Source organism: Pseudomonas sp. R15(2017), assembly GCF_002112685.1.
Lineage (GTDB): Bacteria > Pseudomonadota > Gammaproteobacteria > Pseudomonadales > Pseudomonadaceae > Aquipseudomonas > Aquipseudomonas glycinae.
In genome coordinates this window covers 24202-47765 of sequence record NZ_NEII01000004.1, presented here as the reverse complement: position 1 = coordinate 47765, position 23564 = coordinate 24202, and the positions used below count along the sequence as shown (strand labels likewise).

Genomic DNA, 23564 nt, shown 5'->3' with positions numbered 1-23564 from the left:
GGTTTTTCAATCATCACTACAAGCGGCCATTTACACGCCGAACAAGGATAGACCATGACCCTGCCCGCGCTTGCCGAACTGCCCGCCATTCTCCTGCCGTTGGTCAGCCGATCGGAGCAGTCGTTCCGTGCGGCCGTCGCGCAACTGGAAGACGATCACGGCTTCTCGTCCTGGACGCCGGAACGCTGGGCGCAGTTCGCCCGCGTCAGCGCCGCCAGCGATTTCGTCATTGAACAGAGCGTTCGTGACCCTTTGATGTTGTTGTCGCTGGTACAGTCCGGCGAACTGGACCGGCCGTTCGCCCGCGGCGAGTTGTGCGGGCAGATTGCAGAGGCGGTGAGCACCGCGCAGACCGAAGATGAGCTGGGCCGCGTCCTGCGTCGCCAGCGCACCCGGCATCAGGTGCGGATCATCTGGCGCGACCTTAACCGTCAGGCCGATCTGGTGCAGACCTGCCGCGACCTTTCGGACATGGCCGACGCCAGCATCGATCAGGCCTATCAATGGTTGTACCGCCGCCATTGCGAGCAGTTCGGCACGCCGACCGGTCGGCGCAGCGGCGAACCGCAGCAGATGGTCATCCTCGGCATGGGCAAGCTTGGCGCGGTCGAGCTGAACCTGTCCTCGGACATCGATCTGATCTTCGCCTACCCCGAGGGCGGCGAAACCGTCGGCGTGAAGCGCCCGCTGGATAACCAGGAATTCTTCATCCGTCTCGGCCAGCGCCTGATCAAGGCCCTCGACCCGATCACCGTCGACGGTTTCGTGTTCCGCGTCGACATGCGCCTGCGCCCGTACGGCTCATCCGGTGCGCTGGTGCTGAGCTTCAATGCGCTGGAGCAGTATTACCAGGATCAGGGCCGGGACTGGGAACGCTACGCGATGATCAAATCTCGGGTGGTGGCCGGCGATCAGGTGGCAGGCGAGCAGTTGCAGGAAATGCTGCGGCCGTTCGTTTACCGGCGTTATCTGGACTTCTCGGCGATCGAAGCGCTGCGCACCATGAAGCAACTGATCCAGCAGGAAGTGCGGCGCAAGGGCATGGCCGACAACATCAAGCTGGGCTCCGGCGGTATCCGCGAAGTCGAGTTCATCGCCCAGGCCTTTCAACTGATTCACGGCGGACGCGACCTGAGTCTGCAACAGCGCCCTCTATTAAAGGTGTTGAGCACGCTTGAAGGGCAGGGCTATCTGCCGCCTGCCGTCATCAGCGAGCTGCGCGAAGGTTACGAATTCCTGCGTTACACCGAACACGCGATCCAGGCGATTGCCGACCGTCAGACCCAGATGCTCCCGGACAGCGCTCAGGATCAGGCGCGCATTGCGTTCATGCTCGGTTTCGCCGACTGGGAAGCGTTCCACGAGAAGCTGATGTTCTGGCGCGGCCGGGTGGCCTGGCACTTCGCGCAAGTGATCGCCGATCCCGATGAGGACGAAGGCGCCGAGAGTGAAGTGGTGGTCGGCGGTGAATGGCTGCCGCTGTGGGAAGAAGCTCAGGACGAAGAGGCCGCCTGTCGCCAGTTGGAGGAGGGCGGTTTCGCTGACGCGACCAAGGCCTTGAAGGCATTGGCGAGCCTGCGTGCCAGCCCGCAGTTGCGGGCGATGCAGCGTCTGGGGCGCGAACGTCTCGACGCCTTTATTCCGCGCCTTCTGGCTCAGGCGGTGGAACACGAAAATCCCGATCTGGTGCTGGAGCGCGTCCTGCCGCTGGTCGAGGCGGTGGCCCGGCGTTCGGCTTATCTGGTGCTGCTGACGGAAAACCCCGGCGCGCTGCGGCGGTTGCTGACGCTATGCGCCGCCAGCCCGTGGATCGCCGAGCAGATCACCCGTTTTCCGCTGCTGCTCGATGAATTGCTCAACGAAGGCCGGCTGTTCAAGCCACCGCTGGCACCGGAGCTGGCTGCCGAGCTGCGCGAGCGCCTGACCCGGATCCCGGAAGACGACCTCGAACAACAGATGGAAGCCCTGCGTCATTTCAAACTGGCGCACCGCTTGCGCGTCGCCGCGTCGGAAATCGCCGGCAGCCTGCCGTTGATGAAAGTCAGCGATTACCTGACCTGGCTGGCCGAGGCGATTCTGGAGCAGGTGCTGGCGCTGGCCTGGCGTCAGACCGTGGCCAAGTACGGCACGCCGCTGCGCACTGACGGCACGCTGTGCGATCCCGGCTTCATCATTGTCGGTTATGGGAAAGTCGGCGGGATCGAGTTGGGGCATGGTTCGGATCTGGATCTGGTGTTCATCCATGATGGTGACCAGCAGGCCGAAACCGATGGCCCGAAACCGATCGATGGCACCCAATTCTTCACCCGGCTCGGCCAGCGGATCATTCACTTGCTGACGGCGCAGACCAACTCCGGCCAGCTGTACGAAGTGGACATGCGCCTGCGTCCGTCCGGGGCGTCCGGCCTGCTGGTCAGTTCGCTCGGCGCGTTTGCGCGCTATCAGGAAAATGAAGCCTGGACCTGGGAACATCAGGCGCTGGTGCGGGCGCGGGTGCTGGTGGGTAGCAAGGATGTCGGCCAGGCCTTCGAGAATGTCCGGGCCCAGGTGCTGGGCAAGGCGCGGGATCTGGCAAAACTGCAACAGGAAGTGAGCGAGATGCGCGCCAAGATGCGCGACAACCTCGGCAGCAAGAGCACCGCCGCCGGTACCGGGGCGAATGCCTTCGAGGCCACGGCGCCGTTCGACCTCAAGCAGGACGCCGGAGGTATCGTCGATATTGAATTTATGGTGCAATACGCGGCCCTGGCGTGGTCGCAGACCCACCCGCCGTTGCTGCGCTGGACGGACAATATCCGCATTCTCGAAGAGCTGGAACACGAAGGGCTGATGCCGGCCGAAGACGCCAGCCTGTTGCGCGAGGCCTATAAGGCCTATCGTTCCGCCGCCCACCGGCAGGCCTTGCAGAAGGACGCCGGGGTGATACCGGGCGATCAGTTCGCGGACGAACGGCGGCAGGTGATGCGGATCTGGCGTGAGCTGGGGCTAAGCTGATTCTCGAGGCGGGGAGGCGTAAAGCCTCCCCGGTTCGTTTATGGAAACCACATGAATATTCTGATCGTTGGGCCCAGTTGGGTCGGTGACATGGTGATGGCGCAGACACTGTTTCAGTGTCTCAAGCAGCGCCACCCGCAGTGCGAAATCGACGTGCTGGCCCCGGAGTGGAGCCGGCCGATCCTCGAACGCATGCCCGAAGTGCGCAAGGCCTTGAGCTTCCCGCTCGGCCACGGCGCACTGGAGCTGGCGACCCGTCGGCGGATCGGCAAATCCCTGGCCGGCCAGTACGACCAGGCGATCCTGTTGCCGAACTCCTTGAAGTCGGCGCTGGTGCCGTTCTTCGCCGGCATCCCGAAACGCACCGGCTGGCGCGGCGAATTCCGCTACGGCCTGCTCAATGACGTGCGCACGCTGGATAAAGAACGTTATCCGCTGATGATCGAGCGTTTCATGGCGCTGGCCTTTGAACCGAACGCCGAGCTGCCGAAACCCTATCCGCGCCCGAGCCTGCAAATCGACCCGGTGACCCGCGAGGCCGCATTGGCCAAGTTCGGCCTGACCCTCGACCGTCCGGTGCTGGTGTTGTGCCCCGGCGCCGAATTCGGTGAAGCCAAGCGCTGGCCGTCCGAGCATTACGCCAAGGTCGCCGAAGCGCGGATTCGCGAAGGCTGGCAGGTCTGGCTGTTCGGTTCGAAGAACGATCACGCGGTCGGCGAAGACATCCGCGCGCGGCTGATTCCGGGCTTGCGCGAAGAGTCCGTGAATCTGAGCGGCGGCACTTCGCTGGCCGAGGCCATCGACCTGATGTCCTGCGCCGATTCGGTGGTCTCCAACGATTCCGGCCTGATGCACGTGGCCGCAGCATTGAATCGCCCGTTGGTGGCGGTCTACGGTTCGACCTCGCCGGGTTTCACCCCGCCGCTGGCCGAACACGTGGAAATCGTCCGTCTGGGCCTCGATTGCAGCCCTTGCTTCGACCGCACCTGCCGTTTCGGCCATTACAACTGCCTGCGCCAGCTGATGCCGGACGCGGTCAACGATGCCTTGCAGCGTTTGCAGGGCTCTGTGGTCGAGGTTCATTAACTTGCGGGTATTGCTGATCAAGACTTCATCGCTGGGCGACGTGATTCACGCATTGCCGGCGCTGACCGACGCCGCCCGGGCGATTCCCGGGATCAAGTTCGACTGGGTGGTGGAAGAAGGTTTCGCCGAGATTCCGACCTGGCACCCGGCCGTAGGCAAAGTGATTCCGGTGGCGATCCGCCGCTGGCGCAAAAATATCTGGAAAACCATCACCAGCGGCGAATGGAAGCGCTTCAAGCAGTCCGTTCGGGCGAACAAATATGACCTGGTGATCGACGCTCAGGGCCTGCTGAAAAGCGCCTGGCTGACCCGCTACGTCAAAGCCCCGGTGGCCGGTCTCGACAAGGGCTCGGCCCGCGAACCGATCGCCGCGCGCTTTTATGACCGCAAGCTGGCGGTGGCCCGTGGGCAGCATGCTGTCGAGCGTGTGCGCCAGTTGTTCGCGATTGCTTTGGGTTATGACTTGCCCAAAGGCCTGGGCGATTACGGCCTCAACGTCGAGCGTCTGGTCGAACTGCCGCGCAAGAATGCTTATGTGGTGTTCCTCCACGGCACCACCTGGGACACCAAACACTGGCCGGAAGCCTACTGGCGCGAGCTGACCGAACGGGTCGGTTACCTCGGCGTCGGGATCAAGTTGCCGTGGGGCAACCCGCTGGAGAAGGCCCGGGCCGAGCGCATCGCCGCCGGTTTCAAACATGCCGAAGTACTGCCGAAGCTGAACCTGGCCGGGGTCGGCAAGGTGCTCGCTGGTGCCCAGGCCTGCGTCGCGGTGGACACCGGTCTCGGCCATCTCGCTGCAGCACTGGACGTGCCGACGATTTCCCTGTTCGGCCCGACCAATCCGGGCCTGACCGGCGCCTACGGCAAGCTGCAGATTCACCTCGGCAGCGATTTCCCGTGCGCGCCGTGCCTGCAAAAGAAATGTACGTATCAACCGACCGCGCAGGATGCCCGTCAGTTTGACCTGAAACGCGAGTGGCCTCTGTGCTTCACGCGTCTGAATCCCGAGCGTGTTGCCAGCCGACTGAGCACGTTGTTGATGGCTGAGGAGCTGCGCTGATGCAATTGGCTTTTGTCCTGTACAAATATTTCCCGTTCGGCGGTTTGCAGCGCGACTTCATGCGCATCGCCCTCGAATGCCAGAAGCGCGGCCATCAAATTCGCGTCTACACCCTGATCTGGGAAGGCGACGTGCCGCCCGGTTTCGAAGTGCTGGTGGCGCCGGTCAAGGCGTTCTTCAATCATCGGCGCAATGAAAAACTCAGCGCGTGGATGGAGGCGGACCTGGCCAAGCGTCCGGTGGATCGCCTGATCGGCTTCAACAAAATGCCGGGGCTGGACGTCTACTACGCCGCCGACGGCTGCTTCGAAGACAAGGCGCAGAACCTGCGCCATTCGCTGTATCGCCGCTGGGGCCGCTACCGCCACTTCGCCGAATACGAGCGTGCAGTGTTCGCCAAAGACGCGAAGACCGAAGTGCTGATGATTTCCGAAGTGCAGCAGCCGTTGTTCATCAAGTATTACGACACGCCGCTGGAACGCTTCCACCAGCTGCCGCCGGGCATCGCCCAGGACCGTCGACGCCCTGCGGATGCCGACCGGATTCGCGCCGGTTTCCGCGCCGAATTCAATCTGAAGGACGACGAACTGCTGCTGGTGCAGATCGGTTCCGGGTTCAAGACCAAGGGTGTCGATCGCAGCCTGAAAGCGCTGGCCGCCTTGCCTGCCGATCTGAAGAAACGCACCCGGCTGTTTGTAATCGGCCAGGATGACCCCAAATTGTTCCAGATGCAGAGTGCGACGCTGGGCCTGGGCGACAACGTGACGTTCCTCAAGGGGCGCAGCGATATCCCGCGTTTCCTGCTCGGCGCCGATCTGTTGATCCACCCGGCGTACAACGAAAACACCGGTACGGTGCTGCTTGAAGCGCTGGTCGCCGGGTTGCCGGTGCTGGTCAGCGCGGTCTGCGGTTACGCCCATTACATCGCCGAGGCCGACGCCGGGCGGGTGCTGGACGAGCCGTTCGATCAGGCGCAACTGGCGCAATACCTGACTGACATGTTGAACGACGACGCTGCACGGGCGGCCTGGAGCCGCAACGGTCTGGCCTTCGCCGAGACGGCCGACCTCTACAGCATGCCGCAGCACGCGGCCGATGTGATTCTGGCGGAGCACGCTTAAATGAAGTTGATGCTGGCTGAACCGTTCAAGAGCCTGTGGGCCGGACGCGATCCGTTCGCCGAGGTCGAGGGCTTGCAGGGCGAGGTGTACCGCGAGCTGGAAGCCCGCCGGACGTTGCGCACGGAAGTCGACGGCAATGGCTTTTTCGTCAAGATCCACCGGGGCATCGGTTGGGGCGAGATCTTCAAGAACCTGCTGACCGCCAAGCTGCCGGTGCTCGGCGCGGGCCAGGAATGGAAAGCCATCCAGCGCTTGCAGGAAGTCGGCGTGCCGACCATGACCGCCGTTGCGTACGGCGAGAAGGGCAGCAACCCGGCGGATCAGCATTCGTTCATCGTCACCGAAGAGCTGGCACCGACCATCAGTCTGGAAGACTTCAGCATCGACTGGGTCAAGCAACCGCCGCAGCCAAGACTCAAGCGGGCGCTGATCGCCGAGGTCGCGCGCATGACCGGCATGATGCACCGCGCCGGGGTCAACCACCGCGACTGCTACATCTGCCACTTTCTGCTGCACACCGACAAACCGGTCACTCCCGAAGATTTCAAACTTTCGGTGATCGACCTGCACCGTGCCCAGACCCGTCCGGCGATCACCCAGCGCTGGCGCAACAAGGATCTGGCGGCGCTGTACTTTTCCGCGCTGGACATCGGCCTGACCCGTCGCGACAAGCTGCGTTTTCTCAAAGGCTATTTTCAGCAACCGCTGCGCCAGATCCTGGCCGAAGAAGCGCCGTTGCTGAGCTGGCTTGAAGGCAAGGCCAACAAGCTCTACGCGCGCAAGCAGCGTTACGGGGATGCGCTCTGATGGCGGGTTGGAATCTGGAGCCTGAATACAGTGATCTTGCACAACACTTCGGTAGCCTCGAAGCGGTATTCGCCCTGCAGGGCGAGCGCCTGACCCGCGATCCTTTGTCCGAAGTCATTCGCGTGCAGCTCAATGGCGTCAATTATTACGTCAAGCGCTACGTCGGCGCCGGCAAAGGCTTGCGGCGTTATCTGGGCAAGCCCCGGGTGAAGATGGAATGGCAGAACCTCAAGCGCTTTGCCAAGTGGGGCATTCCCACTGCCGAGGTGGTGGCGTGGGGCCTGGAGCGCAACGGCATGGCCTACGATCGCGGGGCGATGATTACCCGTGAACTGCCGCGCACCGAAGACCTGTCGGCACTGGCCGAACGCAACGATCCCAAGCTCAAGGATCGCGCCTGGGTCGATGGCGTCAGCCGGCAACTGGCTGGTTACACCCGGGTCATGCACGACCATCGCTTTACCCATAACGATCTGAAGTGGCGCAACCTGCTGATCGACGATCAGGCGCAGTTGTATCTGATCGACTGCCCGAACGGCGATTTTTGGCGCGGTTTCTGGCTCAAGTACCGGATCACCAAGGATCTGGCCTGCCTCGACAAGGTGGCCAAGTATCACCTGTCGAACACCCAGCGCCTGCGCTTCTACCTGCAATACCGCCAGCGTGACCGGCTGAATGCCGCCGACAAGCAACGGATTCGCCACGTGGTGAGATTTTTCGAGGGACGCGAATGACTGATTTTCTCGCCGAAGAAGACCGTGCACTGCTTGAGCGCCACGGTCTAGGCACTTTTGACGCCCTGTGGGCCAAGCAGCTTGAGGCTGTAGATGAACCCAACACCGCCCGTGGCGGCTGGAGCAGCGTGTTTCGTCTGGAACTGGAAGGCCAGGGTTACTACCTCAAGCGCCAGAGCAATTACCTGACCCGCACCTTGCATGCGCCGTTCGGCGAACCCAGTTTTGCCCGCGAATTTCGCAATATCAGCCGATATCGCAAACTCGGCATTCCTGCGCTGCAAGCGGCTTTTTTCGGTGAGCGCAAAGTCGACGGCGAAATCCGCGCGATCCTGCTGACTCGCGCGCTGGATGGCTGGAGCGACCTTGAGTCGCTGCTGGCGCGCTGGTCGCAACTCGGTGCAACGCAACAAACGGCGATCCTCAAGGCCTGCGGGCTGCTGGCTCGGTATCTGCACGGCGTACGCCAGGTGCATGGCTGTTTCTATCCCAAGCACATTTTTCTGCGGGCCAACGGTGACGAGTACCAGGCGCAACTGATCGACCTGGAAAAAACCCGACCGTTATTGTTCGGCATGCGTGACCGGATCAAGGACCTGGAGCCGCTGCAACGCCGCGCACCGGAGTGGAGCGACGCGCAATTGCGTGAGTTGCTGGCGGCTTACCTCGATCAGCCCGCCGACAGCTCGCTGCTCGACAGCTGGCTCGCCCGGCTGACCGCACGACGTAGCCACAAGGAGACCCGCTGATGCAGCTGTCCGAGCTGACCGGTGTCGGGCGAACCCCGCAACTGCCACTGTCGGTAGCCCTCGCCGATGCGGCCGGTCCAGCGGACTTGCAATTGCTGAGTCTGTTGCGCGTGTTGCCGGGGCAGCGTTACGTCGGTGCCGGTGTGTGGCGCGGGCGTCCGGTGCTGGCCAAGTTACTGGTCGGCAACAAGGCCGCGCGACATTTTCAGCGTGAGCTGGAAGGGGTGAAGCTGCTCGCCGCCCAGGGCATGACCACGCCGTTGCTGCTGGCTGATGGTCTGAAGGATGGCGAAGGCGGCTGGTTGCTGTTCGAGTTCCTTGAAGGCGCCGAGAGTCTGGGCGATGCCTGGAGCAAGGTCGAATCCCTGCCGGTGCTGGCCGACGAACAATCGGCGGTGCTGGCCGAAGCGCTTGGCGCCATCGGTCAATTGCACGGCAAAGGCCTGTGGCAGGAAGACCTGCATCTGGACAACCTGCTGCGCCACGGCGGCCAACTTTATCTGATCGACGGCGCCGGTATCCGTGTGGAAACTGCCGGCCAGCCGTTGTCACGGCAGAAAGTGCTGGAAAACCTCGGGGTGTTTTTCGCCCAGTTGCCCAAGTCGCTCGAGCCGTTCACCGAAGAATTGCTGGTGTATTACCTGCTGAGCAACAGCGAGCACGCGCTGCCGCTGGAAGCCCTGCAAAAGCAGATCGACAAGGTGCGCGCCTGGCGCTTGAAGGATTACCTGATCAAGGTCGGTCGTGAATGCACGCTGTTCAGCGTCAAGCGTGGTGCATTTGCTCTGCGCTCGATTCGCCGCGAGGAAGAGTCCGCGATGCTGCCGGTGCTGGAGCAGGCCGATGCCTTGCTCGATCAGGGTCACCTGTACAAGACCGGCGGCGCGGCCAGTGTCGGCAAGGTCGAGTTCGCCGGGCGTGCGCTGGTGATCAAACGCTACAACATCAAGAATTTTGCCCATTGGCTCAAACGCTTCTGGCGCCCGAGCCGCGCCTGGCATTCCTGGCGCGAAGGCAATCGCCTGGCGTTCCTCGGCATTGCCACGCCCAAACCGCTGGCGGTGCTGGAAACCCGATTTCTCTGGCTGCGCAGCAAGGCCTATCTGATCACCGAACACCTGGCCGGGCCGGACATCATCGAACGCTTTGCGCCGTACGTTGAAAGCGGCGAGGCGCCGGAAGGCGAGTTGCAGGCGCTTGATCAACTGTTTGCACGGCTGATCGCCGAACGCATCAGCCATGGCGATTTCAAGGGGCATAACCTGTTCTGGCAGGAAGACCGCTGGGCGTTGATCGATCTGGATTCGATGTGCCAGCACGGCTCGCTGGGCAGCTTCGCGCCGGCCTATGCCCGGGATCGTGCGCGGTTCATGCGCAACTGGCCTGAGAGCAGTGCGCTGTATCAGGTGATTGATCAGCGTTTGCCCAAGGATCTAGCGGGCACTGAGTGATTATTTTCGCCAGCGTGTAAGACATTTCTGCAGTTGAATCCGGGTGAGGGTTGTAGTGACAAATCCTTGTGACTTGTCCTACGACCTTCCCGGAACCCATGAACTGCCCCCCGCAAAATCCCGATGTTAGTTTGCCCCGACGTTCCCGGAGGGCAAATCTTGACCATCAAAACGGCTATCACTATCGGCGCATTTTCCCTGGCACTGGCCGGCTGCGGCACCGCCGTCACGGTGTTGCAGGACGACGACGGCGCCACGCGCGGCCTGCGCAAACAGAAGACCTACTGTCAGTCGATCCCGCGCATCTACAGCGGACTCGCCCATGATTTCTGCCTGCTGCACGCGCCGCCTGATCCTACCGGTATTCTGGTACCGGTCGTCCTGCTCGACCTGACCCTGTCCGGTGTGTTCGACACGGCTTTTCTGCCGTATACGATCTATCGCCAGGCGGTGGACGGGAATATCAGTGTTTATTGGCGACCAGGCCGTGGATGAGGCTTTTAAAACTTTTGCGGCTTCCAGAAAGCGAAAAGCCCCGGTGATCTCACCGAGGCATCAACGCCGACCGGGATCTCCCAGTCCGTTTGCAGGGGAGTCTAAGTTGAAGCCTCTGTTGCGTCAACGCACCGGCCGGCCAGTTCCGCTAGAGGTTTGTCGGCGCTTTTAAGCTATAATCCCGCCCTTTAGCTGTCTCTCGCCCGGTGCGAGGGCACATCATTTTTCAAGGCGCATCGCGCCTGAATGCAGACTAAAGAGGCTAGACCCCTGTGGCATTGACGATTCTTGGCCTGTCCGGCGCCCTTAGCCATGATCCTTCAGCAGCCTTGTACATCGACGGCAAGCTGGTCGCGGCGGCTGAGGAAGAGCGCTTCGTACGCGATAAACATGCAAAGAACCGCATGCCCTACGAATCGGCGAAGTTCTGCCTGGAGCAGGCAGGCATCAAGCCGTCCGACGTTGACGTGGTCGCGATTCCGTTCGCTCCGATCAGCATTTTCGGCAAGGCCCGCTGGCAGTACGCCAAGCGTTACTGGTACGCCCCGGACCGTGCGCTCGACGCGATCCTGATGGGCAACCGTCGCTACAAGCGCTATCGCAACAAGATCGTCTGGTGCCTGGAGCAACTGGGTTTCGATCCGAAGAAAATCAAGATCGAGCCGGTTGAACACCACCTGGCCCACGCTTCCAGTGCCTACCACTGCTCGGGTTTCAAAGAGAAAACCGCGATCCTCGGCATCGACGGCAAGGGCGAATACGCCACGACCTTCTTCGGTTATGGCGAGAACGGCAAGATCCACAAGATCAAGGAATTCTTCGATCCGGACTCCCTCGGCGGCCTCTACGGCGCGATCACCGAGTTCCTCGGTTTCGACATGCTCGACGGCGAGTTCAAGGTCATGGGCATGGCGCCGTACGGCGACGCCAGCAAATACGATTTCTCGCGCCTGGCTTCGTTCGAAAACGGCGAGCTGGTGATCAACACCGACTACGCCAACGTGATCGGCCTGCGTCGCTATAAAGAGAAGGGCAAGGGTTACTACTTCTCGCCGAAGCTGATTGAGTGGCTGGGCCCGAAGCGCGAAGGCGACATCGCCGACGAGCCTTACATCCACTACGCTGCCAGCATTCAGGCGCTGTTCGAAAAAATCGCGCTGCAGATGATCGACTACTACCTGGGCGACGTGCTCAAGGAAACCGGCAAACTGGCCTATGCCGGTGGCTGTGCGTTGAACGTCAAGCTCAACCAGAAAATCATCGCCCGCGACGACGTCAAGGAACTGTTCGTGCAGCCTGCCTCCGGCGATGCCGGCACCGCAGTCGGCGCAGCGGCCTATGTGTCCAACGCCCGTGGCGTGCCGGTCGAGAAGATGGAGCACGTCTACCTCGGCCCGTCGTACAGCAACGAAGACGTGATCGCCGCATGTGCCCGTCACGAGAACAAGCCGACCTGGCGCAAGCTTGACAACATGCCGGAGCAGATCGCCAAAATCATGGTCGATGGCAACCCGGTGGCCTGGTTCCAGGGCCGCATGGAGTTCGGTCCGCGCGCGCTGGGCGGTCGTTCGATCATCGGTTGCCCGAGCGTGGCTGGCGTGGCTGACCGCATCAACCACCAGATCAAGTTCCGCGAGCGCTGGAGGCCTTTCTGCCCGTCGATGCTCGACACCGTTGCGCCACAGATGATCAAGATCGATCACCCGGCGCCGTTCATGACCTTCACCTTCGAAGTGGCGGAAGAGTGGAAGACCCGCGTGCCGGAAGTCGTCCACGAAGACGGCACGTCCCGGGCCCAGGTGCTCAAGCGCGAATACAACCCGCGCTACTATGACATGATGAAGGCGCTGGAAGTGCTGACCGGCAACGGCGTGTCCCTGAACACCTCGCTCAACCGCCGTGGCGAACCGATGATCTGCTCGCCGACCGACGCACTGAACATGTTTTTCGGCTCGGATCTGCAATACCTGATCATGGAAGACATCCTGGTGGTCAAAGAAGGCGCAAACGCTTATGACACGCTCGGCTGAACGCCATGTGCTGCAGTTCTCCCACGGCTATGACGGGCCGTTCCTGGACTGCGCGCGGCAGTACGCCAGCCTGTTCGCGGGTACCGGTTATCGGGTGACCACGGTCTTTCTGACCGGGGCCGCCGATAGCGAGGTGGCCGCAGCCTGCGCCTCCGATGAAGTGTTGTTCATGGAATACAGCTCCAAGGCCATTCGTGGCCTGAAGCTGGGCGCCATCGGCGATCTGCGCAAGATCGCCGCTTCCCGCAATTTCAGTTTCTGCATCGCCCATCGTTTCAAGCCGATCTACATCGCCTTGCTCGGTACTTCGCTGCCGGTGATTGGCGTGCATCACGCGTTTGGCGATTACCAACGCGGCACGCGCAAACTCTTTGCGCACATTTTCCGCAAGCGTCTGAGCCTGCTCGGCGTGTCCGATGCGGTGCGGGACGACATGCGCCGTTGCCTGCCGAAATGGCCGGCAGCGCGCATCCAGACCCTCTACAACCGCATCGATATCTCCGCGTTGCAGATGAGTCAGGTGTCCGCCCGTGAAGCCCGCGAAACCCTTGGTCTGTCGGCGGATGCCTTCATTGTCGGCAATGTCGGTCGTCTGCACCCGGACAAGGATCAGGCCACGCTGCTGCACGGTTTTGCCGCAGCGCTGCCCGGTCTGCCGGCCAATAGCCAACTGGTGATTCTCGGCGAGGGGCGGCTTGAGGATGAACTCAAGACACTTGCCCGTGAGCTGGGCGTCGGGGATCGGGTGCTGTTTCTCGGCCAGGTGCCGGACGCGCGCAATTACTTCCGGGCGTTCGATGTGTTTGCCCTGAGTTCCGACAATGAGCCGTTTGGCATGGTGCTGCTGGAGGCCATGGCCGCCGGCGTGCCGTTGCTGGCCACGGCGTGCGGCGGGGCGAAGGAAGTGGTCGAAGGCGTCGGGATCCTGTTTCCGCTGGGTGACGCCGAGCATCTGGCCCAAGGCCTGAAACATCTGGCCGGCATGGACGAGCAGCAGCGTCGTCAGTGCGCCGAGATGATGTTCGACCGCCTGCGTGAGCGCTTCTCCGATCGAGCCGTACGCGACACGTTCTGGCATTTGCCGCAAGTTACCGATCTGGCACCGAGGGGCTGATGCTCAACCGATTTCAAGGCTGGCGCGAACGTGGCTGGTCGCCCGTTGACGCCTCAACTTATGCACAGGCCTGGCAGCGTTTTGGCGGCAGCGTCGCGACTCATCCCATGGTGGTCGAGCGGCTGGCGAATCTGGCCGGCATCCCGGTGCGCTATCTGGCGTGGGAGCAGCAGGGCGAAATCAAAGCCGCAATCCCGACCTGGGGCCGCGACCTGGCCTTGTCCAAGGACGTGCTCAAGCGCAACGGCAAGAAAGGCCTGTTCGATCTTGGCAACGCCGAGCTGATCCTGCCGGCCGCCGCCGATGCCCAGGCCCCGCTGCGCCATCGCGGGCGCTACCTGTCGGCGCTCAACGAAAACCGCTTCAGCGGCCTCAAGTTGCAGACCGAACAACTGGCCATGGCTCGTACCCCCGAAGAACTGTCGAAGAAGTTTCGCTACAACCAGCGCCGTGAACTGCGCCTGCTGGAAGAGGCGGGCGGCGTGGTGCGGCCGGTCAGCGACTTCTCCAGTGCGGAGCTGGCGGCGGTCTACTGCGACCTGTTCCAGCGCCGCTGGGGTTTCCCGGCCACAGGTGCGGGGCGCATGGCCGAAGTCATCGAACTGCTGCGCGAGTTGTTGATCGGTTCGGTGATCTTCCTCAACGACGCGCCGATCGCCATCCAACTGGTGTACCGCGTCGAAGCCCCGGAGTGGATCAGCGTCGAGTACATCAACGGCGGCGTCGACCCTGAAACCCGCGAATTCAGCCCCGGCAGCGTCCTGAGTTTCCTCAATACGCAATCTGCCTGGGAACATGCCCGTGCCCTGAACAAGCCGCTGCGCTTTTCCTTCGGTCGCGCCGACCGTGAATACAAGGATCGCTGGTGCAATCCTGTGCCGGTCTTCACCGTATGAGTCAACTCATGAGCCGCAAACAGCAACTGCTCAAGCGTCACCGGCGCAATAAACGAATCGGCCTGCTGATCGCACTGATCGTGTTGATCGCCCTTGGCTTGCTGGTGGCCTGGTGGCTGCCGCTGGTGCTGGCGGTCATTGGCTGGATTGCCCATGAGGCGTGGTTCGCCGATCACCTGTTCTATTCGCCGAAAGACGATTACCAATACAGCTTTCCGCCGTTCACTCCGCAGCCAAAGGTGCATCTGAACGGCGAACAGTTGCGCCTCGACGAAGGTGTGATGCTGGTGGACGACGCCACGCTGATCCTCGCCGTGAAGGTCAAAAGCAGCTGGCTGGGACGCTTCTTCGATCCTCGGGTCGAGCTGGCCGGTGGCACAAATCCCGATGTGCAGACGTTCGAGCGCGGCGTCAACGGCCTGCGTTATCTGAACCTCAGTGGCCAGGCGCAGGCCCTGTCGCAAGGCCAGTTGCGTTTGCGCGGGCGCTTTTGCCGGGTGTCCGGCGAGCCGGTGCTGTGGGCGCTGGAACAACCGGACTACCGCCAGCAGCGGGTGATGGTCATCGCGCCTCACGCCGACGATGCCGAACTGGCTGCCTACGGTTTGTACAGCCAGGCCAAAGAAGCCTGGATCGTGACCCTGACCGCCGGCGAGATCGAAGCCGAACATTATCAACGGATGGGCCTGAACAAGGTCGAGGCGGCGCGGCTCAAGGGGCGTCTGCGCGCCTGGGACAGTCTGGCCGTACCGCGCTGGGCCGGCGTGCCGGAGGAACACTGCGTGCAGCTCGGGTATTTCTGCCTGCAACTGGCGGCGATGCAGGCTGCACCGAATCAACCCATTGGCTCGCGCGAAGCCGATCTGAGCGACACGCGGATGTTCCGTCAGCTGAATCCGTTTGTCCTGCCCGGCGATGCCGACGGCGCGCCGACCTGGAACAACCTGCTGGCCGACCTGCGTGACGTGCTGTCCCGTGCGCGTCCGGATGTGATCGTGATGCCGCACCCGACGCTGGATCCGCATCCCGATCACATCTGCGCCCAAGAGGCGGTGCTGGAAGCCTTGCGCGGCCTCGAATGGCAGCCGACGCTGCTCGGTTACGCCAACCACTTGCACGACAACGACCGTTGGCCGATGGGCGACAGCGGGCAGGGCATCGCCTTGCCGCCGACGTTCGATGCGACCCTCGCGATGCAGCCGCTGTGCCTGCCGCTGTCGATCCAATTGCAACGGGACAAGGCCATGGCGCTGGGCATGATGCATGACCTGCAGCCACCGGCCCCGTTCAAGCGTCGCCTGCGCCGGTTGTTTCAGCGACTGCTGGCCGGTCGGCGTCCGTCGGTTTATGGCGAGAACGAATTTTTCCGCAAAGCAATCAGACGCCAGGAGTTGTTCTGGGTACTGAAGCAGAGCGAAACAGGGGCGACGGCATCGCACCGGGGAGAGGTATGAGTCAACGCGCAAAGGTGCTGCAGCTGCAGCCCGATTACAACGTCAAATCCCATGATTTCGCCGACCTCGCCGAACAGATCGTCAAGGCGCTGCCGACCGACCGTTACGAAGTGACCGCCGCCTTCCTGCGCGGCAAACCCGGACCGGGCGAGGCGGTCAGCCGTGCCGACCGTTCGGTGTATTTCGAGTTTTCCGACAAGTCCCTCAAGGGCATGCGCCTGCGGGCGATGTGGCAGCTGTACAAGTTCTGCCTTCGGGAGAAATTCGACGTGGTGATCTGCAACCGCTTCAAGCCGGTGAACATGATGCTGACGCTCAACCGCTGGTTGAAGGTGCCGCTGTGCATCGGCATTTCCCACGGTTTCGGCGAGTACGACCGCTTTTACCGTCGTCGCCAGACTCAGCGCCTGATCGATCGGCACTGGCGGTTCGTCGGGGTGTCGCCAGCGGTCAAGCAGTACCTGCTGGATTGCAATTGCGGTTTCACTGACCAGAACACGTACGCCATCACCAACGCCATCGACATCGAACAGGCCGAGGGTTTGCAGCACAGCCGCGAGCGTGCCCGTGAATTGCTCGGCATCGACCCGAATGTGCTCCTGATCGGGGCACTGGGGCGGTTGGTGTCGGTCAAGGGCCACACTTATCTGTTACAGGCTTTCGCCCAACTCAAAGACAAATACCCGAACACCCAGCTGGCAATCATCGGTGCCGGACGCCTGCAGGCGCCGCTGGCGGCCGAGATCGAACAGTTGGGCCTGAGCGGTCGCGCGCACCTGCTGGGCTTCAAGGAAAATGCTCTGCAATACGTGCGCGCGTTCGATATCTGGACCATGCCGTCGCTGGCCGAAGGCCTCGGTCTGGCCTTGCTGGAAGGCATGAGCGGGCACCTGCCGGTGATTGCCTCGAACGTGCCGGCCATGTTGCCGCTGATCGAAGGTGCCGGTGGCTTGTCAATCACACCCAAGGACGTACCGAGCCTGGTCGCGGCGCTGGACAGCTACCTCGCGCTGTCGGATGACGAGCTCAAGGCCAAGGGCGAGCAGGCTTACCGCTACTTGCAGGAACAGCACGACATCGAGGTTTTCCGCCAGGAATACCTGAATTTGATCGACTCCGGCCTGGAGCAGGCCCGCAAGGAACAGCCATGAGCGATACAAGTGCCATGAGCGGTGTCCAGCCCCTCGTCACCGTCATCATCGCGTCCTACAACCACGGGCCGTACATCGAAGAAAGCATCCTCAGTGTCATCAATCAGACCTACCGGAACATCGAGCTGCTGGTGATCGATGACGGTTCGAAGGACGATAGCGTCGAGCGCATCCAGGCCTTGCAGGAAAAGCACGGCTTCGATTTCCGGGTGCAGCAGAATCAGGGCCTGACCAATACGCTCAATGGCGCGATCGCGCGGGCCAAGGGCAGTCTGATCGTGCCGTTCGGTTCCGACGACATCATGTACCCGGACCGGATCGCGACACAGGTCGCCTACATGGACGGCAAGCCGGAAGTGGGCATCTGCGCCGGCAACATCGAGTTGATGGATGCCGACGGCAATCTCTATCCGGAGAAGCGTCAGCGCCGGGACGTACCGTTCCGGCGCCTGGATTTCGATGACATGTTTCTGGAGCGCAAGCCCTACCCGCCGGCGCCGACCCTGATGATTCGCCGCGAAGCACTGGACAAGGTGGGCGGGTTCGATCCGACGATTCGTCTGGAGGATCTGTACATCGAACTGAAAGTGACCCGCGCCGGGTACTTCATCGATGGGTTGAACGTGGTCATGGCGCGCTATCGCAAGCACGCCACCAACTCCTACAAGAACCACCGTTTCATGATCGAAAACATCCTGCGCACCTACGCGCGGTTCAGCGATCATCCGCTGTACGACGAAGTGCGCTACAAGTCGCTCAATTCGATGTTTCTGAAGACCGCCAGCCGCGACCGCAAACTGGCGCGGGAGCTGCTGGCGCAGATTCCTTTCAAGGCCTGGAACAAGAAGACCTGGCGCGGGCTGGGCCGGTTACTGTTTTTGCCGCTGGAGAAAGACTGAGGTCGTTGTCGCTCGCACTGAACGCACTGGTCTGAATCATCAATGAACCCGAGCCGGCGCGTTGCCGGCCAGCACTTGCCTGTGCAGATTCTCTACGGCGGATTTCGACGCCGTTACGGCATACCCCTGGAGCAGTGCCTCGAGGTGATCCTCGAACAGCCAGCGCCGGTCGACGGTGTAGCGTTGCATGTGGCGCAGATTACGCTGACGCAGTGACAGGCTGAGGGGCGAAGGGTAGATCCGCAGGTCGGCCAGATCGATCAGCCCGAACTCGCCATCCTCCAGCACCAGCACATTGCCCAGATGCAGCGAGCGGAAATACACGCCCTGCTCATGCAGGCCGGCCATGAATTTGCCAAAACGTTCCACCAGCGCCTGTCGCACTGCCGGCGCGGTGATGCCCTGCAAGACCTGGCGCAGAGTGTGGCCCGGCAGCGGCGTGTAATGCACGGCGCTGCTGCCGTCGTCGAGGCGATACAGGTTCAGCACCTGGGGCGTGGGAATGCCCATCCGGCGCAACTGTTCGCTGTTGACGGCAAACCGCTCGGAATACGGGTTGAAACTGCCCGAGGTGTACCAGCGACGGCGGCGAAACAGCTTGAGAAAGCTGCCATCGGCCAGACGCAGGACCTTCGGACCGAGTCCGTCTTCCTCGATGACCTGGGCGCCGTTGCCGAGCTGTTGCAGAGCGGATGCCGAAAGCTTCTGTACCGGCATTGTCAAAAGGCGTCGGGCCCGTTGATTGATGCTCAGGGCTGCAATCAGCGCCAAAGGAATCCACAGCAGGAACCAGTGCTCCTTGGGGCGCGAAATGATCCCGCCACCCTCGGTCAGCCCGGCACCGATGCCGAACACCAGCCAGGTCGAGGCGATGATCAGCAGCGGCTGCACGCGCTGGCGCCAACTGCTCAGCAAGCCCCAGGCCTGAAAAAACAGCCACGGCAGCATGCCGAGGATCCCGACGTAATAAAGCACGCCCAGCGCAAAGCTGTGGGGTTCCTGGAAGCTGTAACCGACACCCGGATCAATCGCCAGTGTGGCGTTGTAGCCGTGGCCGATCCATGGGTGTTCGGCGATTTTTTCCAGGGCTTGCTGCCAGATTTCGAAACGGTAGGAGTCACCGCGTTCGATGATCATCTTCGAGAACAGCACCGACGTGGTTGCGCCGCCGAACACCAATGCCCCCAGCAGCACCAGCGAGCGACGGTTCCAGCAAATCAGGCTCAGCCACAATGCCGCCATGGTCAGCGCCATCAGCGGGGTGCGCGAGCCGGTTCCGATCACGGCCATGAACATGATCAGCATCGCGGGAATGCTGAGCCAGTACAGCCGGCGATTCTTGCAGGTCATGCTCAGGCTGAGCCAATAGGCGCAGAAAAATCCGAACAGATGGGAGCTGAGCAAAGGGTTGTCGAACGCGCCACCACCGATCAGGCGCTCGCCGGGATCAGAGTGGAGCACGAATGGAATCAGGAAACTGATCGTTGCGACCAGGGCCACCAGCGCGGCGCCGAACAACAATGGCGAAAGAATGTCGCTGCGGTAGCGAACCAGCAGGACACATCCGGCGAACAGCATCAAGGTATGCAGCGGGGGCTTGAACATACCGCTTATCGGTTCTTCCTGCGGACCCCAGCAAAGGCTCAGCAGTGCCCAGGCGGCAAACAGCAGCAGCGCAATGATCACCGGCTCACGCAGCATTTCCTTGAGTTCCCGCGGGCGCAGGCACAGTGCAATCAGCGTCGGAATGCTGAACAAGCCGTAAAACAGCTTGTGAAGAACACTGCGACCCGGCAGGAAAAACAGCGCGCACAAGAGCAGGAAGTAGCCGGCGGGAAGTATCCACAGGCTGATGAAGTCGAAAATTCGATTGGACGTACTGCTGAAGCCGCGAAGTTGCATGCTGAGAGATTCAATCCTGAAGTTGATCGGCCATTTCGATGATGGCTATTTGACGCAGAAAAAGACGCCTAACAATAACAGCCTTTGGCCGATTGCCAGAACCCTGAAGAAGCTGTGCTAAAGTCAGCGTCCTTTTTATCGACTTTCGCGTGATATGACCGACTCCAGTCCCGCCGCAAGCCCTTCGAGCTTGAAAATCTACTTCCGCCTGCTCGGCTATGTCCGGCCGTACATCAGTCTGTTCCTGATCAGCATCGTCGGTTTTCTGATTTTTGCCTCGACCCAGCCGATGCTCGGCTACATCCTCAAGTACTTTGTGGACGGCCTGTCCAATCCCGAGGCAGTGCTGTTTCCCAGCGTGCCTTACCTGCGCGATCTGCAGCTGTTGCAGGCCGTACCGCTGCTGATCATCCTGATCGCCGCGTGGCAGGGCCTGGGATCCTATCTGGGCAACTATTTTCTGGCCAAGGTTTCCCTCGGCCTGGTGCATGACCTGCGGGTGCAGTTGTTCAACAACTTGCTGGTCCTGCCCAACCGTTATTTCGACAAGCATAACTCCGGTCACCTGATTTCGCGTATCACCTTCAACGTGACGATGGTCACTGGGGCGGCAACAGATGCGATCAAGGTCGTAATCCGTGAGGGCATGACAGTAATCTTCCTGTTCGCCTCCCTGCTGTTCATGAACTGGAAGCTGACGCTGGTGATGGTCGCGATCCTGCCGCTGATTGCCGTCATGGTGCGCACCGCGAGCAAGAAATTCCGCAAGCAGAGCAAGAAAATCCAGCTGGCCATGGGCGACGTGACCCACGTGGCGTCGGAAACCATCCAGGGCTATCGAGTGGTGCGCAGCTTTGGCGGCGAAGCCTACGAAGAGAAACGTTTCCTCAATGCCAGTCAGGGCAATACCGACAAGCAGCTGCGCATGACCCGCACCGGGGCCATCTACACGCCCATGCTGCAACTGGTGATCTACAGCGCCATGGCGATCCTGATGTTCCTTGTGCTGTACCTTCGCGGCGACGCTTCGGCCGGTGACATGGTGGCCTACATCACGCTGGCGGGCCTGCTGCCCAAGCCGATCCGCCAGTTGTCCGAAGTCAGTTCGACCATCCAGAAGGGCGTGGCCGGTGCCGAAAGCATTTTCGAGCAACTGGACGTCGAGCCTGAAGTCGATACCGGCACGATCGAGCGCGACTCGGTCAGCGGTCGCCTCGATGTACGCAACCTGAGCTTCACTTATCCGGGCACCGAGCGTCAGGTGCTCGATGACATCAGCTTCTCGGTCGAGCCGGGACAAATGGTGGCGCTGGTGGGACGTTCGGGCAGCGGCAAGTCGACCCTGGCCAACCTGATTCCGCGCTTCTATCACCACGACAAGGGCGAAATCCTGATCGATGGCGTGGAAGTGGAGCAATACAAGCTGCTCAATCTGCGGCGTCATATTGCCCAGGTTACCCAGCACGTCACGCTGTTCAGCGACACCGTGGCCAACAATATCGCCTATGGCGATCTGGCCGGGGCGCCGCGCGAAGACATCGAGAAAGCCGCGCGTGATGCCTACGCCATGGACTTCATTGCACAGCTGCCCCAAGGCCTGGACACCCAGGTCGGCGAAAACGGCGTGCTGCTTTCCGGCGGTCAGCGCCAACGTCTGGCGATTGCCCGTGCCTTGCTCAAGAACGCGCCGTTGCTGATTCTCGACGAGGCGACCTCGGCACTCGACACGGAATCGGAGCGGCACATTCAGGCGGCGCTGGATCAAGTGATGAAAGGCCGCACCACGCTGGTGATCGCTCACCGTCTGTCGACCATCGAGAAGGCCGACCTGATTCTGGTCATGGATCAAGGCCGGATCGTCGAGCGTGGCACCCACGACGACCTGCTGGCACAGAACGGCTACTACGCGCGTCTCAACGCCATGGGTCTGGACGCCCCGGCCGAAGACATCGCCTGATCCGGCCTCGATAACGCCGGGCGCGCAATATGCGTCCGGCGTTTTTTCTCGCTGCAGCGGTCTGTCGTCGGTTGAGGACCTCCTTGCTTGAAAAATGCACAAAAAGGCCAGTGCTTCAATCCTGTTGCAGCCGCCGCACAAGCCTTCGCCAACCCTGTGTTAATATCGCGCCCCTGTTCATTTTGTATGTGGGTTGCTCCATGAAGTTGTCCATGCCGCGATTCGATCAAGCCCCTGTCTTGGTGGTCGGCGATGTCATGCTCGACCGTTACTGGCATGGTGGTACCTCACGGATTTCCCCTGAGGCGCCGGTTCCTGTCGTTAAAGTCGAGCAAATCGAAGACCGCCCGGGCGGTGCCGCCAACGTTGCCTTGAACATTGCCGCGCTGGGCGCGCCGGCGTCGCTGGTCGGTGTGACCGGTGACGACGAAGCCGCCGACAGCCTGAGCAACAGCCTCAAGGGTGCGGGCGTGCGAGCCTTGTTCCAGCGCATCGCGCACCAGCCGACCATCGTCAAGCTGCGGGTCATGAGCCGGCACCAGCAATTGCTGCGTATCGACTTCGAAGAACCGTTCGCCACCGACGCACTGGCCCTAGGCGCGCAGGTCGACGACCTGCTGGAAGGCATCAAAGTGCTGGTGCTGTCCGACTACGGCAAAGGTGCCCTGAAAAACCATCAGGCGCTGATCCAGGCTGCGCGTGCCAAAGGCATTCCAGTGCTGGCCGACCCGAAGGGCAAGGATTTCTCGATCTACCGTGGCGCGAGCCTGATCACCCCGAACCTCAGCGAATTCGAAGCCATCGTCGGCGGTTGCGCCGATGAGCACGAGCTGGTGGCCAAGGGCGCGACGCTGATGCATGACCTGGAACTCGGCGCACTGCTGGTCACCCGTGGCGAACACGGCATGACCCTGTTGCGTCCGGATCATCCGGCGCTGCATTTGCCAGCGCGGGCCCGTGAAGTGTTCGACGTGACCGGTGCCGGCGACACGGTGATTTCCACCCTGGCGGCTGCGATTGCCGCTGGCGAAGAACTGCCGCACGCGGTAGCGCTGGCCAACCTGGCGGCGGGCATCGTGGTCGGCAAGTTGGGTACGGCGGCCATCAGCGCCCCGGAACTGCGTCGCGCCATTCAGCGTGAAGAAGGTTCCGAGCGCGGTGTATTGGGCCTGGAGCAGTTGCTGCTCGCGGTGGCCGATGCTCGTGCACACAACGAAAAAATCGTTTTCACCAATGGCTGCTTCGACATCCTGCATGCCGGTCATGTGACCTACCTGGAGCAGGCGCGGGCTCAAGGCGATCGTTTGATCGTCGCGGTCAACGATGATGCTTCGGTCAGCCGCCTCAAGGGGCCTGGCCGTCCGATCAACAGCGTCGACCGGCGCATGGCTGTGCTGGCGGGGCTTGGGGCGGTGGACTGGGTCATCAGTTTCCCTGAAGGCACGCCAGAAAACCTGCTGCGTGAGGTCAAGCCGGACGTGCTGGTCAAGGGCGGGGATTATGGGATTGACCAGGTGGTCGGCGCCGACATCGTGACGGCTTATGGCGGCACCGTGAAAGTGCTGGGACTGGTGGAAAACAGTTCGACGACCGCGATTGTCGAAAAAATCCGCAGTCGTTGATCAGATGGATCTTTATCGTTTTGTACTGCGTGTGAACGG

At 61.7% G+C, this 23564-nt stretch carries 18 protein-coding genes; 17 read left to right on the top strand and 1 reads right to left on the bottom strand.

All coding sequences use genetic code 11. The features are described from left to right. The first annotated feature begins 54 nt into the window (after positions 1 to 54). The 15 genes from glnE to CAF77_RS09895 all read left to right on the top strand — a co-directional run bounded on the left by glnE (position 55) and on the right by CAF77_RS09895 (position 18044). A complete protein-coding gene (gene glnE, locus CAF77_RS09965; RefSeq protein WP_085654403.1) occupies positions 55 to 2994 on the top strand; it encodes a bifunctional [glutamate--ammonia ligase]-adenylyl-L-tyrosine phosphorylase/[glutamate--ammonia-ligase] adenylyltransferase in 2940 nt (979 codons plus the stop codon). A gap of 51 nt (positions 2995 to 3045) precedes the next feature. Next, positions 3046 to 4080 carry a lipopolysaccharide heptosyltransferase II gene (gene waaF / locus CAF77_RS09960; protein WP_011332131.1) on the top strand — a complete coding sequence of 345 codons (1035 nt, stop codon included), beginning with the start codon at positions 3046 to 3048 and terminating at the stop codon, positions 4078 to 4080. A 1-nt stretch (position 4081) separates the two neighbouring features. Beyond that, positions 4082 to 5143 (top strand): lipopolysaccharide heptosyltransferase I, encoded by a 1062-nt coding sequence (waaC, locus tag CAF77_RS09955; RefSeq protein ID WP_074689605.1) that lies wholly within the window; start codon positions 4082 to 4084, stop codon positions 5141 to 5143. Then, complete coding sequence (locus CAF77_RS09950; RefSeq protein ID WP_085654402.1) at positions 5143 to 6264, top strand: glycosyltransferase family 4 protein; 1122 nt, start codon at positions 5143 to 5145, stop codon at positions 6262 to 6264. Before waaC ends, CAF77_RS09950 begins: the two co-directional genes overlap by 1 nt. Next, positions 6265 to 7071, top strand: coding sequence for a lipopolysaccharide core heptose(I) kinase RfaP (rfaP, locus tag CAF77_RS09945; RefSeq protein WP_085654401.1), 807 nt, complete (start codon positions 6265 to 6267; stop codon positions 7069 to 7071). After that, complete coding sequence (locus tag CAF77_RS09940) at positions 7071 to 7805, top strand: lipopolysaccharide kinase InaA family protein (protein ID WP_064382884.1); 735 nt, start codon at positions 7071 to 7073, stop codon at positions 7803 to 7805. The genes rfaP and CAF77_RS09940 overlap by 1 nt, the downstream gene beginning before the upstream one ends. After that, the gene (locus CAF77_RS09935; RefSeq protein WP_085654400.1) at positions 7802 to 8554 is read left to right on the top strand and encodes a lipopolysaccharide kinase InaA family protein; all 753 of its coding nucleotides are present in this window, start codon (positions 7802 to 7804) and stop codon (positions 8552 to 8554) included. Before CAF77_RS09940 ends, CAF77_RS09935 begins: the two co-directional genes overlap by 4 nt. Beyond that, positions 8554 to 10005 (top strand): lipopolysaccharide kinase InaA family protein, encoded by a 1452-nt coding sequence (locus tag CAF77_RS09930; RefSeq protein ID WP_085654399.1) that lies wholly within the window; start codon positions 8554 to 8556, stop codon positions 10003 to 10005. The genes CAF77_RS09935 and CAF77_RS09930 overlap by 1 nt, the downstream gene beginning before the upstream one ends. A 159-nt stretch (positions 10006 to 10164) precedes the next feature. Further along, a complete protein-coding gene (locus tag CAF77_RS09925; protein ID WP_064382887.1) occupies positions 10165 to 10500 on the top strand; it encodes a YceK/YidQ family lipoprotein in 336 nt (111 codons plus the stop codon). Positions 10501 to 10772: 272 nt separating this feature from the next. Further along, positions 10773 to 12530, top strand: coding sequence for a carbamoyltransferase (locus CAF77_RS09920; protein ID WP_007952261.1), 1758 nt, complete (start codon positions 10773 to 10775; stop codon positions 12528 to 12530). After that, a complete protein-coding gene (locus CAF77_RS09915; RefSeq protein WP_085654398.1) occupies positions 12514 to 13644 on the top strand; it encodes a glycosyltransferase in 1131 nt (376 codons plus the stop codon). The genes CAF77_RS09920 and CAF77_RS09915 overlap by 17 nt, the downstream gene beginning before the upstream one ends. Further along, a complete protein-coding gene (locus CAF77_RS09910) occupies positions 13644 to 14540 on the top strand; it encodes an antimicrobial resistance protein Mig-14 (RefSeq protein WP_085654397.1) in 897 nt (298 codons plus the stop codon). Before CAF77_RS09915 ends, CAF77_RS09910 begins: the two co-directional genes overlap by 1 nt. A gap of 8 nt (positions 14541 to 14548) precedes the next feature. Then, positions 14549 to 15994, top strand: coding sequence for a PIG-L family deacetylase (locus tag CAF77_RS09905; protein WP_085654512.1), 1446 nt, complete (start codon positions 14549 to 14551; stop codon positions 15992 to 15994). Next, positions 15991 to 17145 (top strand): glycosyltransferase family 4 protein, encoded by a 1155-nt coding sequence (locus CAF77_RS09900; RefSeq protein ID WP_085654396.1) that lies wholly within the window; start codon positions 15991 to 15993, stop codon positions 17143 to 17145. The genes CAF77_RS09905 and CAF77_RS09900 overlap by 4 nt, the downstream gene beginning before the upstream one ends. Positions 17146 to 17159: 14 nt before the next feature. Continuing rightward, positions 17160 to 18044 carry a glycosyltransferase gene (locus tag CAF77_RS09895; RefSeq protein ID WP_064384147.1) on the top strand — a complete coding sequence of 295 codons (885 nt, stop codon included), beginning with the start codon at positions 17160 to 17162 and terminating at the stop codon, positions 18042 to 18044. Positions 18045 to 18083: 39 nt separating this feature from the next. Here CAF77_RS09895 and CAF77_RS09890 read toward each other — a convergent pair whose 3' ends face one another. Further along, positions 18084 to 19946 (bottom strand): bifunctional O-antigen ligase/aminoglycoside phosphotransferase family protein, encoded by a 1863-nt coding sequence (locus CAF77_RS09890; RefSeq protein ID WP_064382892.1) that lies wholly within the window; start codon positions 19944 to 19946, stop codon positions 18084 to 18086. Positions 19947 to 20100: 154 nt separating this feature from the next. On the opposite strand from CAF77_RS09890, the gene msbA reads away from it, so the two are divergent. Together msbA and hldE are read left to right on the top strand one after the other, a co-directional pair. Further along, entirely contained in the window at positions 20101 to 21903 is a 1803-nt protein-coding gene (gene msbA / locus CAF77_RS09885) for a lipid A export permease/ATP-binding protein MsbA (RefSeq protein WP_064382893.1), read from the top strand. Positions 21904 to 22103: 200 nt separating this feature from the next. Next, complete coding sequence (gene hldE, locus CAF77_RS09880; RefSeq protein ID WP_064382894.1) at positions 22104 to 23525, top strand: bifunctional D-glycero-beta-D-manno-heptose-7-phosphate kinase/D-glycero-beta-D-manno-heptose 1-phosphate adenylyltransferase HldE; 1422 nt, start codon at positions 22104 to 22106, stop codon at positions 23523 to 23525. The last annotated feature ends 39 nt before the right edge of the window (positions 23526 to 23564 follow it).

Excerpts from the sequence above, each read along its gene's own strand:
- glnE (WP_085654403.1), top strand. The coding sequence starts at position 55 with ATGACCCTGCCCGCGCTTGCCGAACTGCCCGCCATTCTCCTGCCGTTG.
- waaF (WP_011332131.1), top strand. The coding sequence starts at position 3,046 with ATGAATATTCTGATCGTTGGGCCCAGTTGGGTCGGTGACATGGTGATG.
- CAF77_RS09950 (WP_085654402.1), top strand. The coding sequence starts at position 5,143 with ATGCAATTGGCTTTTGTCCTGTACAAATATTTCCCGTTCGGCGGTTTG.
- rfaP (WP_085654401.1), top strand. The coding sequence starts at position 6,265 with ATGAAGTTGATGCTGGCTGAACCGTTCAAGAGCCTGTGGGCCGGACGC.
- CAF77_RS09940 (WP_064382884.1), top strand. The coding sequence starts at position 7,071 with ATGGCGGGTTGGAATCTGGAGCCTGAATACAGTGATCTTGCACAACAC.
- CAF77_RS09935 (WP_085654400.1), top strand. The coding sequence starts at position 7,802 with ATGACTGATTTTCTCGCCGAAGAAGACCGTGCACTGCTTGAGCGCCAC.
- CAF77_RS09930 (WP_085654399.1), top strand. The coding sequence starts at position 8,554 with ATGCAGCTGTCCGAGCTGACCGGTGTCGGGCGAACCCCGCAACTGCCA.
- CAF77_RS09915 (WP_085654398.1), top strand. The coding sequence starts at position 12,514 with ATGACACGCTCGGCTGAACGCCATGTGCTGCAGTTCTCCCACGGCTAT.
- CAF77_RS09910 (WP_085654397.1), top strand. The coding sequence starts at position 13,644 with ATGCTCAACCGATTTCAAGGCTGGCGCGAACGTGGCTGGTCGCCCGTT.
- CAF77_RS09905 (WP_085654512.1), top strand. The coding sequence starts at position 14,549 with ATGAGCCGCAAACAGCAACTGCTCAAGCGTCACCGGCGCAATAAACGA.
- CAF77_RS09900 (WP_085654396.1), top strand. The coding sequence starts at position 15,991 with ATGAGTCAACGCGCAAAGGTGCTGCAGCTGCAGCCCGATTACAACGTC.
- CAF77_RS09895 (WP_064384147.1), top strand. The coding sequence starts at position 17,160 with ATGAGCGGTGTCCAGCCCCTCGTCACCGTCATCATCGCGTCCTACAAC.
- CAF77_RS09890 (WP_064382892.1), bottom strand. The coding sequence starts at position 19,946 with ATGCAACTTCGCGGCTTCAGCAGTACGTCCAATCGAATTTTCGACTTC.
- msbA (WP_064382893.1), top strand. The coding sequence starts at position 20,101 with ATGACCGACTCCAGTCCCGCCGCAAGCCCTTCGAGCTTGAAAATCTAC.
- hldE (WP_064382894.1), top strand. The coding sequence starts at position 22,104 with ATGAAGTTGTCCATGCCGCGATTCGATCAAGCCCCTGTCTTGGTGGTC.